The organism is Novosphingobium sp. BF6 (genome assembly GCF_058273105.1).
This window is the reverse complement of sequence record NZ_CM177775.1, coordinates 1,487,936-1,500,423: the sequence shown is the minus strand read 5'-3', so window position 1 is coordinate 1,500,423 and position 12,488 is coordinate 1,487,936. Positions and strand designations below refer to the sequence as shown.

The window sequence follows — 12,488 nt, the reverse complement described above, 5'->3', positions numbered from 1 at the left end:
CGCCGTGCCGCTCCCCTCAGATCCTCAGAACATGCTTTCCGGGATGATGATGACATCGCCCGGATTGAGCATGACATTGGCCTTGCTCTTGCCCTTCTTCAGCAGGTCGCTGAGGCGCAGGGCATATTCGGTCTGCTTGCCGCTCGCCTTGTCGAAGCGGATCAGGCGGGCGCGATTGCCCGCCGCATATTCGGACAGGCCGCCCACCGCGATCATCGCGTCCAGCACGGTCATGTTGGCGCGGTAGGGGATCGAGGCAGGCTTCTCTGTCGCGCCGACGATGCGGATCTGCTGGCTGTAAGTGCCTGAAAAACCGTCAACGATCACCGAGACCAGCGGGTCCTGGATGTACTGAGAGAGCTGGAGGCGGATATCCTCGGCCAGCATCGCCGGGGTCTTGCCCACGGCGGGCATGTCGGCGATCAGCGGCGTGGTGATGCGCCCGTCGGGCCGCACCTGCACTTTGGCGCCGAGTTCGGGATTGCGCCAGACGAACACGGTCAGCTGGTCGAGCGGACCGATCACGTATTCCTCGCTGGGCCCTTCCTGCATCGCCACGAACTGCGCGGGCGGAAGCTCCTGCTTCGGCGCGGCATGGGCGCAGCCGGACAGGACGACATTGGCCAGAAGCACACCTACAGGCACAGTGCCGGCCAGCAGTCCGGTGAAGCGGCGATGCGACATAGACCAATCCCTTCAGGCGCCCGTCTCTTCCGCCGCACGAGACTGGCGGACCGGGCAAATTTCCAGTCTCGCCTATCGCTCAAAAGGGTGAACATTGCGTTAGTCGTGAGCCAGCGATTCCCGCGCGGTCCCGTAATGGGACAACATCGGCGTCGGGCTTTAACCGCAGTCCGGCGCCGTCACACCAGCATTTCCAGCGCCGGCCCCTGCCCCAGAAAGTGCGCCGGACTGGCCGAGGCCCCATAGGCCCCGGCGCAGAACACCGCGATCAGATCGCCCACGTCGGCGCGCGGAAAGCCGCCCTTGTCGGCCAGCTTGTCGAGCGGGGTGCAGAGGCAACCGACGATCGAGGCCTCTTCCTCGACCGACGCTTCGAAGCGCGTGGCGATGGCCGAGGGATAGTTGCGGCGGACCACCGTGCCGAAGTTGCCCGAGGCGGCAAGCTGGTGATGCAGGCCGCCGTCGGTGACGAGGAAGACCTCGCCGTGGCTCTCCTTGCGATCGATCACGCGGGCGAGGTAAATTCCCGCTTCGCCAACGAGATAGCGTCCTAGTTCGATACAGAATGCGGTGTCCTGCAAGACCTCGGGAAGCCGCTCGAAACGCGCGGCCAGCCGCTCGCCGACAAGGGCCGGATCGACCGGGGTGTCGCCCGGAAAATAGGGAATGCCGAGGCCGCCGCCGAGATTGCAATGCGGTAGCGGCGTGCCGCTTTCCTGCGCCAGACGGGCCGCGAGGTCGATCGCCTGCCCCTGGGTCTCGGCAATCGCCTCGCCGTCGAGGGCCTGGCTTCCGGCGAAGATGTGGAAGCCGCGCCACTCCGCACCGCTGGCGGCGATCTCGCGCACCAAGGCCGGGACGCGCGCCGCATCGATGCCGAAGGGCTTGGCGCCGCCGCCCATCTTCATGCCCGAGCCCTTGAGGTCGAAATCCGGATTGACCCGAATTGCGAGGCGCGGCGTCTGGCCGAGCTTCTCGCCAATGGCCAGAGCGCGCCGGGCCTCGGCTTCCGATTCGAGGTTCAGCGTCACCCCGGCGCGGATCGCCGCTTCCAGTTCGCGGTCGCGCTTGCCGGGTCCGGCGAAACTGACCGCTGTCAGGTCGATCCCCGCACCGGTCACGATGGCCAGTTCGCCGCCCGAGGCGATGTCGAAGCCATCGACCAGTCCGTTCATCAGCGCGAGCAGCGGCGAAAACGGGTTGGCCTTGACCGCATAGTGCAGTGCCAGCCGCTCCGGCATGGCTGCCCGCAAATCCGCCACGCGGCTGCGAATGCGCGCCGCTTCGTAGAGGAACAGAGGGGTGTCGCCCGCCACTTCCACCCATTCCGTCACCGGCCTGCCGCCGATCGCGAGAACGCCGTCTATCGCCGCAAAACCGGCGGGGATAGGACCAAGCGGCTTCATGGTGCCAGTTCCGCCGCCAACTCGGATGCAAGCCCGTTACGGTCGATCTTGCCGTTCGGCCCGATCGGCATCGCCTCGCGCCAATGGATCACTTTGGGCTGCATGAAATTCGGTAGTTCCTGCATAAGTTTACGCGGTAATTCTGCCTCGGCGTCGGAAGTTCCGGGCGAAGTTCCGGGGAGTGGGCGAACCACCAGATGGACCGCCTGCCCCAGCCGCGCATCGGCCACGCCCAGCGCCACCGCTTCGGCAACAAGACCCGTCGCCAACGCCGCTTCTTCCACTTCCTGCGGACTGATGCGGTTGCCCGCGCTCTTGATCATCGCATCGCGGCGACCGACGAAATAGAGCAGCCCGTCGGCATCGCGCCGCACCCGGTCGCCCGACCAGACCGCCATCCCGCCATAGCGCGAACCGGAAGGCGCGGGCCGATAGCGTTCGGCGGTGCGCGCCGGGTCCTGCCAGTAGCCGTGGGCGACCAGCGGGCCGCAATGGACCAGTTCGCCTTCCTCATTGTCGGCGGCGATCTCTCCGGCCTCGTTCACCACGAGCACTTCGGCATGGGGGATTTCCTTGCCCATCGAGGTCGGATGGGTGTCGATCAGCGCCGGATCGAGATAGGTCGAGCGGAACGCCTCGGTCAGTCCGTACATCGCGAAAAGCCGCGCCTCGGGGAACAGCGCGCGCATCCGGCGCACGAGATCCACGGTGAGGGCGCCGCCGGTATTGGTCAGGCGCCGCAGCTTCGCGGCGACCTCTGCAGGCCAGTCGATCTCGCAGATCTGCACCCAGAGCGGCGGCACCGCGCCGAGGCTGGTGATATCGTGCCGGTCCACCGCCTTCATCACGTCGCGCGGCATCAGATAGTCCAGCGGCACCACGCAGCCACCCGCATGCCAGGTCGAGAGCAACTGGTTCTGCCCATAGTCGAACGAGAGCGGCATGACCGCCAGGACCCGGTCCTGCGGGGTAACGCCGAGATAGTCGGCCACGCTCTCCGCCCCCAGCCACAAGTTGGCATGGCTGAGCATCACCCCCTTGGGCCGCCCGGTGGAGCCGCTGGTGTAGAGAATCGCCGCGAGTTCCTCGGGATCGGCCTGCGAGGGCGCCATGTCGCCCCCGAGCGCCTGCGCTTCGGCCAGCGCCGCGCCTTCCTCGATCCGGCGGCAGGCGGCGGGAACGTCGCCCTCCTCCAGCGAGGCCAGTCGCGACGGCGTGGCGATCAGCAGCACGGCGCCGCTGTCGGCCAGGATATGCGCGACCTGGCCGTGCTTGAGCAGCGGATTGATCGGCACATGGACAAGGCCCGCCCGCGCGGCGGCCAGCGGCAGCAGACACGTCAGTTCGCCCTTGGCCGCCCAGGACGCCACCCGCGCGCCCTTTTCCGGCACTTCCTGCGCGAGCCATGCCGCAAGGCGGGAGACACGTGTTCTTAAGGCCTTGTAGTCCAGCACGTCTCCGCGCAGCACGAGCGCCTCGGCCGAATCCTCTCCGCGCAGTGCGAGATGGTCGAGCGGCAGGATCATGGCGGGAAAGGCTCCACAAGGGTTTGGTACAGGTCGATTATCACCGCGATCTTAAGCAAGTGCAATCGGACGGCCAGCTAACCGCATGGCTTTCCGAGAGCAACCAGCGCGCGCCCTTCGACCGGCTGGCGTGGTTCGCCGGGCTGAGCGAGCATTGCGGGCTGAATCCGCTGATCGCCGTGGCGCGCGAAGGCGGCGATATCGCCGCCCTGCCTTTGCGGGGTGACGGCGGCCATCTTCACGCACTGTCGAACTGGTACACCTTCCGCTATCGCCCCCTCGCCTCGCGGCCCGAAGGCTTGCTGGAAGCGCTCGCGCGAGACCTTGCCGGAAAGGCCCGCCGCGTGACGCTTTCCGGGCTTCCCGACGAAGACCGCAGCGCCTCCCGTCTCGAAGCGGCCTTTCGCAAGACCGGATGGCTGGTCCGCCGCACGGTCTGCGACAGCAATCACATCCTCCCCGTCGATGGCCGCAGCTACGAGCAATATCTCGTCTCGCGCCCCGGAAAACTGCGCACGACGCTCAAGCGCAAGTCCGGCAAAGTCGAGACACGGGTGCTGGACCGTTTCGACGCAGAGATCTGGAACGCCTACGAATCGATCTACGCCGAAAGCTGGAAGCCCGAGGAAGGCAGCCCCGCCTTCCTGCGCGCCTTTGCCGAGGCGGAAGGCAAGGCGGGCAGGCTCCGGCTCGGAATCGCCCTTGCCGAGGGCGCGCCGGTGGCGGCGCAGATGTGGACGGTCGAGCACGGCACCGCGTGGATCCACAAGCTCGCCCACCGCGAGGTTGCAAAACCGCTGTCGCCCGGATCGGTGCTGAGCGCGGCGCTGTTTCGCCATGTGATAGACGTGGACCGGGTCGATCTCGTCGATTTCGGCACCGGCGACGATCCCTACAAGCGCGACTGGATGGAAGTGGTCCGCCCACGCTATCGGCTGGACATGTTCCGCGCTGGCTCGCCGCGAAACTGGCCGACATTGGGACGGGACCTGCTGCGCGCCGGTGCACAATACCTTGCCGCAACTGCGAAGCGCGGCTAGAGGCGCGGGGTTACGAACAATGCCCGAAGAGAGGGGCCATGCAAGACGATACCGACCTGCTGCTGCGCCGCATCCTGACGGACGTGCTGGGCCTCAAGCAGGGTCAGGCCGAGACGTTCGATGCCGATACCGGCCTGTTCGGGCACCTGCCCGAACTGGATTCGATGGCGGTCGCCGGCCTGCTGACCGAGCTGGAAGACCGGCTGGACATCATCATAGAGGACGACGAGATCGACGGCGAGATGCTGGAGACCTTCGGCGGCCTGCTCGAATTCGCGAAAGCCAAGCGCGCGCCTGCCTGACTCTTCGGGGTATGATCCGGTCGGCGGGGAGCGTGACATGATCCCCGCGACATGGTCCTCAGATGCCCACGGAGGCGAGGAAACGGCCCTCGTTCGTGATCGCGCGCGCCCATTGCGCCTGCTGATCGTTCCCGCGCTGTTCGACGAAGGCAATCGCCTGCGCCGCTTCACGGTGGAAGTCATGCGGCGGCTCGACCGGGCCGGAATCGACACCATGCTGCCGGACCTGCCCGGCATGAACGAGAGCCTGCTCGGCCTCGAAACGCAGGATGCGGGCCTCTGGCGAGAGGCGATGCAGGCGGCCGCGCGGTATTTCGCCGTGACCCATGTGCTGGGCCTGCGCGGCGGCTGCCTGTTCACCCCGGACCTGCCCGCCTTTCACTATGCGCCGGTCAAGGGCGCGCAGATTTTGCGGGGCATGCTCCGCGCCCGAATGCTCGCCAGCCGGGAAGCCGGGCTTGAGGAAAATCGCGATTCGCTGACCGAGACGGCGCGGCGCGAAGGGATCATGCTGGCTGGATATCCGTTCGGCGCTGCGCTTTTCCGCGAACTCGAAACGCTGGAATCCGCTCCTGCTCAGGTCATCGCGCAGGACCGGATCGGCGGCAGCGGCCTCTGGCTGCGCGCCGAGCCGGACGAGGATGCCGCCCAGGCCGACGCCCTCGCCGCGATTCTCGTTGAGGCCGTACAAGCATGACGCGGCGCCATTTCACCTTCACCTGCGAAGGCGTGCAGCTTGTCGGGACGCTCGACGAAGCGGCAGGCGAGAACGCGCTGCTGATCGTCTCCGGCGGCAACGAAGTGCGCGCCGGGGCGTGGAACGGACAGGCCCGTCTTGCCGCCAGTATCGCCGCGCAAGGGTTCCCCGTACTGCGCTTCGACCGGCGCGGAGTGGGCGACAGCGAGGGCGACAACCACGGTTTTCGCTCGAACGGGCCGGATATCCGCGCCGCGCTCGCTGCTCTGCGCACCGAATGCCCGCACGTCCGCCGCGTGGTGGGTTTCGGCAACTGCGACGCCGCCAGCGCGCTGATGCTGGCTCAGGGCGCCGGTCTCGACGCACTGGTGCTGTCCAACCCCTGGACCATCGAGGACGATACGGCGGAAGCGCCTGCCGAAGTGGTGCGCGACCATTATCGCCGCCGCCTGGCCGATCCGGCGGCGATCCGGCGCCTGCTCACCGGCAAAGTGGCGATCGGCGGACTGGTGCGGAGCCTCATTGCGGCAATGCGCCGGGCTCCGGCGGCTCCCGCCGGTCTGGCGCAGGAGATTGCGCGTGAGTTGTCGGACTTTTCAGGCGAGGTTCGGCTGCTGGTCGCGGCGCGAGACCGCACGGGTCTCGCGTTTCTGGCGAACTGGGACAAGGCGGACACGCGCCTGCGGCTGTGCGCCGGGGCTACCCACAGCTATGTCGAACCCGAGGCGCAGGACTGGTTGCTGGCCCAAGTGCTGGACGTGCTGCAACGCAGTTAACAGGATTACACACCTCTTGTAATGCGCCCCCAAGGGTTAGGCGCAAGCAAAGGCAGACATTTCGCGGGTCCGGGGGCTCAGCCCCCGGAATCCCTTCCCTACTGTAAAATCAGGCCTCGACCTTCGCCGCCTCGGCGAATTCCCGATGCGCGAGGTAACGCTCGGCGTCGAGTGCGGCCATGCAGCCGGTGCCTGCCGCGGTGATCGCCTGGCGGTAGACGTGGTCCATCACGTCGCCGCAGGCGAAGACGCCGGGGATCGCGGTCTTGGGCGTGCCCGGTTCGACGAGGAGGTAGCCGGTCTCGTCCATGGCGAGCTTGCCCTTGAACAGCTCGGTCGCGGGCGCGTGGCCGATGGCGACGAAGGCGCCGTCGGTGAGGATCTCGCTCTGCTCGCCGGTCTTGGTGTCGATCAGTGCGAGAGCGCGCAGTTCGCCGTTCTCGCCTTCCATGAAGCGTTCGACCCGCTTGTCCCACACGACCTTGATCTTGGGATTGGCGAAGAGGCGGTCCTGAAGGATCTTCTCGGCGCGCAGGGTGTCGCGGCGGTGGATCAGGGTCACTTCGTCCGAGTGGTTGGTGAGGTAGAGCGCCTCTTCCACAGCGGTGTTGCCGCCGCCGATCACCACGACCTTCTTGCCGCGATAGAAGAAGCCGTCGCACGTGGCGCAGGCCGAGACGCCCTTGCCCGAGAGTTCCTGCTCGCCGGGAACGCCCAACCACTGCGCCTGCGCGCCGGTGGCGATGACGAGGGTATCGGCTTCGTAGACGTCGCCCGAATCGGCGATGGCGGTAAAGAGCGGGCCGGAAAGGTCGACCGAGGTGATGATGTCGTACATCATGCGGGTGCCGACGTGGACGGCCTGGGCCTCCATTTCCTGCATCAGCCAGGGGCCCTGGATGACCTCGCGGAAGCCCGGATAGTTCTCGACGTCGGTGGTGATGGTCAGCTGGCCGCCGGGCTGGAGACCCTGCACCACGATCGGCTCCATGCCGGCGCGGGCGCCGTAGATCGCGGCCGAAAGGCCTGCGGGGCCGGAGCCGATGATGAGCATGCGGGTCTTGTGCGTCGTCGCCATGTGAAAGTCTCCGGCGTGAATGGGCGAATATCGTTGAGGCGCGAGATAGGGGCAAGCACCCCGGTTTGCCAAGCGTCAGGGGGCATAAGGAATATCTTGATCCCCGCAAATCCCGGCTAACCTGTCATTGACCTGCCCCATTGACGTTGATGCTTCGGCGCATCACGGTTCTGTCATGAAAAGCCAGCTCGGACCGACCTCGAACCGCTTCATCTCGCAGCGCCTGCGCCTCAACTATGTCGACTGGGGCAACCCGGAAGCGCCGCCGCTGATCCTCCAGCACGGCGGGCGCGACCATTGCCGCAGCTGGGACTGGGTGGCCGAGGAGCTGCGGCACGACTGGCATGTGATCTGCCCGGACTTGCGCGGCCACGGCGATTCCGAATGGTCGCCCGAAGGGCACTACGGCATGGACGCCTTCGTCTACGACTTCGCGCAGCTGGTCCACACGCTGGGGCACGAAAGAGTGACGATCGTCGCCCATTCGCTGGGCGGCAACATCGCGACGCGGTTCACCGGGCTGTTTCCGGAGAAAGTCGAGAAGCTGGTCAATATCGAAGGCCTCGGCCCGCCGCCGCAAATCCGCCGCCAGATGGAAGAGCGCGGCGTTGGCGAGCGGCTCAGGCAGTGGATCGAGGACAAGCGCCGCGCTTCCGGCAGGGCGCCGCGCAAGTATGCGACTCGCAAGGATGCCTACCAGCGCATGAAGGAGGAGAATTCCTTCCTCACCGAGGAACAGGCCCGTCACCTCACCATCCACGGCGCCAGCCGCAACGAGGACGGCACCTGGAGCTGGAAGTTCGACAACTACGTCAACGTCTGGTCCGCTTCCGACCTGCCCACCGACGATCTGGTCGCGCTATGGCAGGCGATCACCTGTCCGGTGCTGATGCTCTGGGGCAGCAAGAGCTTCGCCCAGAGCCCCGCGAAAGACCGCCGGATCGACCATTTCCCGACCGCCACGCTGATCGAGTACGAAAACGCCGGCCACTGGCTGCATCACGACCAGTTCGATCGCTTCATGGACGATGTGAAGGCGTTTCTCGGCAGTTAGGTCAGCAGGAAATATCCCAGACCGAGCCAGCAACACGCGCAGAGCGCGATCGCAATGATGAGGCCGCGCGCGTCGTGTTCCTGATCGCTCAATCGGCCGCTTTGCTCGGCGTAGACGAGACCTGAACTTAATCCGAGATTTCCGCCGGCGAACCCTTCCGAACGGCGATCGAACATACCTTCGTCAATGACGTTCATCCACAACATCCCCTTGTGCGTGGCGGCCTTTCCCGCCGGTTCGATGCCGCCCACCGTTGTGGTGTGACGCCTCGAACCTCCCGCAGAATCGGGATGCTAACATCTTCACGGGACCTTGCCCAGACCGTCACGACAAGCCTTTCGGATAGGCATCAACGCCTTGCAATGCCCCGGTCCATCCATATACGACCGGATACAGCCATACGTCCTTTGGCAAACGCTCCGGAGTCTTCCCGAAATGCGCAGGCCGCTTGCCTTCATCCTCTCGCTGTTCATGACTTTTGCCGCGCTGGTGCCGCCCGCCTTTGCCCAGCAAACGGGGCCACTGGTGCTGGCCGCTGCGAGCCTCCAGGAATCGATGAACGCGGTGGCCGACGCCTGGGCGGCAAAAGGCCATCCGCGCCCGAAGATTTCCTTTGCCGGGTCCTCCGCCCTCGCCCGCCAGATCGAGGCCGGGGCACCGGCGGACCTGTTCGTCTCGGCGGACGAGCCGTGGATGGACGACGTGCAGGGCAAGGGCCTGCTGCGCCCGAAGACCCGCGTGTCGTTCCTCACCAACAACCTCGTGCTGATCGCCCCGGCGAACAAGCCTGTGCGCCTGAAGATCGCGCCCGGTTTCCGCCTTGCTGCCGCGCTCGGGCCGAACCGGCTGGCCGTGGCCGACCCCAATGCCGTGCCCGCCGGGGTCTATGCCAAGCAGGCACTGACGCGGCTCAAGGTCTGGCCCTCGGTGCAGGGCAAGCTGGCCCCGGCCGAGAACGTGCGCGCCGCCCTCGCCCTCGTCAGCCGGGGCGCGGCGCCGCTCGGCATCGTCTACGCCACCGACGCCCGCGCCGAACCGGGCGTGCGCGTGGTCGATACGTTCCCCGCCGCATCGCACGATCCGATCAGCTACCCGGTCGCCCTGCTCGCCGCCTCGCGCCACAAGGACGCCGAGGGCTTCCGCCGCTTCCTGATCTCTGCCGAGGGCAAGGCGGTGTTCCGCCGCTTCGGCTTCGGCACGCGCTGATCCCGCGCAGGTCATGACGGCGCTTACCCTGGAAGAATGGCAGGTCCTGATCCTGTCGCTGAAAGTCAGCGGCGTGGCCATGGCCGCTACCCTGCCGCTGGCCTTCGCGCTGGCCTGGGTGCTGGCGCGCTGGCGCTTTCCGGGCAAGGTCCTGCTCGACGCGCTGGTGCACCTGCCGCTGGTGCTGCCGCCGGTCGTCACCGGCTGGCTGCTGCTGATCGCCTTCGGCACCAACGGGCCGCTCGGCCGTTTCTTCGCCGAGTGGCTGGGGCTGACCTTCATCTTTCGCTGGACCGGCGCCGCGCTGGCCGCTGCGGTCATGGCCCTGCCGCTGATGGTGCGGGCCATGCGCCTCTCGATCGAGGCCGTCGACCGCCGCCTCGAAAGCGCCGCCCGCACGCTCGGCGCGGGCCGCTGGCGTACTTTCGCCAGCGTCACCCTGCCGCTGGCCATGCCCGGCGTGCTGGCGGGCCTCGTCCTCGGCCTCGCCCGCTCGATCGGCGAATTCGGCGCGACGATCACTTTCGCCTCCAATATCCCCGGCGAGACCCAGACCCTGCCGCTGGCGATCTACAGCGCGCTCCAGATGCCCGGTTCCGAGTGGCAGGTGACGCGCCTTGCAGTGCTGTCGATCCTCGTCTCGGTCGTCGCCCTCGTGGCTTCCGAATGGCTCGCCCGCCGCAGCGGACAGGGATCGGCGCACCATGCCCTTTGACGTCGCCATCGCCCTGCGGCGCGGCAAGCTGCGGCTCGACTATGCCTTCCGCACCGAGAAAGGCGGGCTGACCGCCCTGTTCGGCCCCTCGGGCGCAGGCAAGACCTCGCTGCTCGATGCCATCGCCGGTCTCGCCCGGCCGAGCGAGGGGCATATCCGCGTCGATGACACGGTGCTGTTCGACAAGGCCCGCCGCATCGACCTCAAGCCCGAGCAGCGCCGCTGCGGCTACGTGTTCCAGGACCTGCGCCTGTTTCCGCACAAGAGCGTGCGTGACAACCTGCTCTACGGCTGGCGCCTCGCGCCGCCCGGCCGGCGCTGGATGGACCTCGACACCGCGCTGGGCTTCCTCGGCATCGGCCACTTGCTGGATCGCCGCCCCGCCACACTCTCCGGCGGCGAGGCCCAACGCGTGGCGATCGGCCGCGCCCTGCTTTCCGGCCCGCGCTTCCTGCTGATGGACGAGCCGCTCGCCTCGGTGGACGCGGAAAGGCGCGAGGAGATCCTCACCGTGATCGAGCGCATCCGCGACGAACTCGCCCTGCCGATCCTCTACGTCAGCCACGACCGCGCCGAAGTGGACCGTCTGGCCAGCCGTGTAATCGCCATCTAAATCACGCGCCCGCATTGCCCGAGCCTCGTGCGCCTCTATATCTGCGCAGCATATTTCCACGCTTGAGGAGGATTACCCCATGACCATCGCCATCGGTGACACGCTGCCCGACGTGAAGCTCGTCAAGGCCGGCGAAAGCGGCCCCGAACCCGTACAGAGCGCGGAATTTTTCGCGGGCCGCAAGGTCGCGCTGTTCTCGGTTCCCGGTGCCTTCACCCCGACCTGCTCGGCCAGGCACCTGCCCGGCTTCGTCGACAAGGCCGCCGAACTGAAGGCCAAGGGCATCGACGAGATCGCCTGCACCGCCGTCAACGACGCCTTCGTCATGAGCGCCTGGGGCAAGGCCAACGGCTCGGCCGACGTGACCATGCTGTCGGACGGCAACGGCGACTTCGTGAAGGCGATCGATCTGGTGATGGACGGCACAGCCTTCGGCATGGGCCATCGCGGCAAGCGCTTCTCGATGGTCGTCAACGACGGCGTGGTCGAGCAGCTCAACGTCGAAGCGCCGGGTGCCTTCGAGGTCAGCTCCGCCGACCACCTGCTCGGCCAGCTCTGATCAGGGCGCGATAGCGCAAGCGGGGCGGTCTTCCTTTGGGAGGCCGCCCTTTTTCGTATCCGCGGCATCGACGGGGCGTTGGCTTTCCCGCCTGCCTTGCCGCGATCCCGACAGGCGGTTAGCGTCGCATCACAGCAAGGAGTTCCCATGGCACGTTCGGTTATCGTCACCGGTGGTTTCGGCATTCTCGGCGCGGCCGTAGCCGCCGCCTTCGCCGCAGCGGGCGACAAGGTCACCCGCATCGACTTCGCGCCCGAAGCCAAGGAAGCAGTGGCAGGCGCACTGGACATCGGCGGCGTGGACCTGACCGACGCGCAGGCCACCCAGGCCGCGCTGGACGAAGTGGTCGCGGCCCATGGCGGCATCGACGTGCTGGTCAACGTCGCGGGCGGCTTCACCTGGGAGACGCTGGAAGGCGGTTCGCTGGCGAACTGGGCGCGGATGCAGGCGATGAACCTGACGACGGCGGCGACTATCACCCAGCTTGCCCTGCCCCGGCTCAAGGCTTCGGCGGCGGGCCGCGTGGTCAACATCGGCGCGGGCGCGGCGATCAAGGCCGGTGCGGGTATGGGCGCCTATGCCGCCTCCAAGTCCGGCGTCCACCGCCTGACCGAAGCCCTGGCCGAAGAACTCGCGGGCACCTCCGTCACCGTCAACGCGGTCCTGCCCAGCATTATCGACACCCCGACCAACCGGGCCGACATGCCCGACGCCGATTTCTCGACCTGGGTGCAGCCGGACGCGATCGCCGATGTGATCGACTTCCTCGCCTCGAACGCTGCCCGCGCGATCACCGGGGCGCTGATCCCGGTAACGCGGGGCGGATAAGACC

The 12,488-nt window shown here is 67.1% G+C and carries 15 protein-coding genes; 10 read left to right on the top strand and 5 right to left on the bottom strand.

From position 1 onward, the window contains the following. Positions 1 to 24 precede the first annotated feature (24 nt). From AC4D6D_RS07510 to AC4D6D_RS07500, 3 genes are all read right to left on the bottom strand, one after another. The gene (locus AC4D6D_RS07510; protein WP_147220073.1) at positions 25 to 684 is read right to left on the bottom strand and encodes an XrtA/PEP-CTERM system exopolysaccharide export protein; all 660 of its coding nucleotides are present in this window, start codon (positions 682 to 684) and stop codon (positions 25 to 27) included. Between the two features lie 179 nt (positions 685 to 863). Beyond that, positions 864 to 2,090, bottom strand: a complete 1,227-nt coding sequence (locus AC4D6D_RS07505; protein ID WP_491327120.1) for a pyridoxal-dependent decarboxylase, exosortase A system-associated — start codon at positions 2,088 to 2,090, stop codon at positions 864 to 866. Beyond that, positions 2,087 to 3,616, bottom strand: coding sequence for an acyl-CoA ligase (AMP-forming), exosortase A system-associated (locus tag AC4D6D_RS07500; RefSeq protein ID WP_491327119.1), 1,530 nt, complete (start codon positions 3,614 to 3,616; stop codon positions 2,087 to 2,089). Before AC4D6D_RS07500 ends, AC4D6D_RS07505 begins: the two co-directional genes overlap by 4 nt. Positions 3,617 to 3,675: 59 nt before the next feature. Between AC4D6D_RS07500 and AC4D6D_RS07495 the strand changes: the two genes are divergently transcribed. The 4 genes from AC4D6D_RS07495 to AC4D6D_RS07480 are packed head-to-tail and all read left to right on the top strand — an operon-like array spanning position 3,676 to position 6,431. Beyond that, complete coding sequence (locus AC4D6D_RS07495) at positions 3,676 to 4,656, top strand: GNAT family N-acetyltransferase (protein ID WP_491327118.1); 981 nt, start codon at positions 3,676 to 3,678, stop codon at positions 4,654 to 4,656. Positions 4,657 to 4,694: 38 nt separating this feature from the next. Continuing rightward, a complete protein-coding gene (locus tag AC4D6D_RS07490; RefSeq protein WP_147220069.1) occupies positions 4,695 to 4,958 on the top strand; it encodes a phosphopantetheine-binding protein in 264 nt (87 codons plus the stop codon). Positions 4,959 to 4,995: 37 nt separating this feature from the next. Next, complete coding sequence (locus AC4D6D_RS07485; protein ID WP_491327117.1) at positions 4,996 to 5,655, top strand: hypothetical protein; 660 nt, start codon at positions 4,996 to 4,998, stop codon at positions 5,653 to 5,655. After that, positions 5,652 to 6,431 carry a hydrolase 1, exosortase A system-associated gene (locus AC4D6D_RS07480; protein WP_491327116.1) on the top strand — a complete coding sequence of 260 codons (780 nt, stop codon included), beginning with the start codon at positions 5,652 to 5,654 and terminating at the stop codon, positions 6,429 to 6,431. Before AC4D6D_RS07485 ends, AC4D6D_RS07480 begins: the two co-directional genes overlap by 4 nt. 109 nt (positions 6,432 to 6,540) lie before the next feature. Here AC4D6D_RS07480 and trxB read toward each other — a convergent pair whose 3' ends face one another. Further along, positions 6,541 to 7,509 (bottom strand): thioredoxin-disulfide reductase, encoded by a 969-nt coding sequence (gene trxB / locus AC4D6D_RS07475; protein ID WP_147220066.1) that lies wholly within the window; start codon positions 7,507 to 7,509, stop codon positions 6,541 to 6,543. Positions 7,510 to 7,684: 175 nt separating this feature from the next. Between trxB and AC4D6D_RS07470 the strand changes: the two genes are divergently transcribed. Then, positions 7,685 to 8,563: an alpha/beta fold hydrolase gene (locus AC4D6D_RS07470; RefSeq protein ID WP_491327115.1), complete on the top strand. Its 879-nt coding sequence runs from the start codon at positions 7,685 to 7,687 to the stop codon at positions 8,561 to 8,563. Here AC4D6D_RS07470 and AC4D6D_RS07465 read toward each other — a convergent pair. Then, positions 8,560 to 8,814 carry a hypothetical protein gene (locus tag AC4D6D_RS07465; protein WP_491327114.1) on the bottom strand — a complete coding sequence of 85 codons (255 nt, stop codon included), beginning with the start codon at positions 8,812 to 8,814 and terminating at the stop codon, positions 8,560 to 8,562. The genes AC4D6D_RS07470 and AC4D6D_RS07465 overlap by 4 nt on opposite strands. A gap of 184 nt (positions 8,815 to 8,998) precedes the next feature. Between AC4D6D_RS07465 and modA the strand changes: the two genes are divergently transcribed. From modA to AC4D6D_RS07440, 5 genes are all read left to right on the top strand, one after another. Next, positions 8,999 to 9,769 carry a molybdate ABC transporter substrate-binding protein gene (gene modA / locus AC4D6D_RS07460; RefSeq protein WP_491327113.1) on the top strand — a complete coding sequence of 257 codons (771 nt, stop codon included), beginning with the start codon at positions 8,999 to 9,001 and terminating at the stop codon, positions 9,767 to 9,769. 13 nt (positions 9,770 to 9,782) lie between these two features. Next, positions 9,783 to 10,484, top strand: coding sequence for a molybdate ABC transporter permease subunit (gene modB, locus AC4D6D_RS07455; RefSeq protein WP_491327112.1), 702 nt, complete (start codon positions 9,783 to 9,785; stop codon positions 10,482 to 10,484). After that, positions 10,474 to 11,097 (top strand): molybdenum ABC transporter ATP-binding protein, encoded by a 624-nt coding sequence (locus AC4D6D_RS07450; protein ID WP_491327111.1) that lies wholly within the window; start codon positions 10,474 to 10,476, stop codon positions 11,095 to 11,097. The genes modB and AC4D6D_RS07450 overlap by 11 nt, the downstream gene beginning before the upstream one ends. A 79-nt stretch (positions 11,098 to 11,176) precedes the next feature. Further along, on the top strand, positions 11,177 to 11,656 hold the full coding sequence (locus AC4D6D_RS07445) for a peroxiredoxin family protein (RefSeq protein WP_147220061.1): 480 nt from the start codon (positions 11,177 to 11,179) through the stop codon (positions 11,654 to 11,656). Positions 11,657 to 11,803: 147 nt separating this feature from the next. Next, on the top strand, positions 11,804 to 12,484 hold the full coding sequence (locus AC4D6D_RS07440; RefSeq protein ID WP_491327110.1) for an SDR family NAD(P)-dependent oxidoreductase: 681 nt from the start codon (positions 11,804 to 11,806) through the stop codon (positions 12,482 to 12,484). The last annotated feature ends 4 nt before the right edge of the window (positions 12,485 to 12,488 follow it).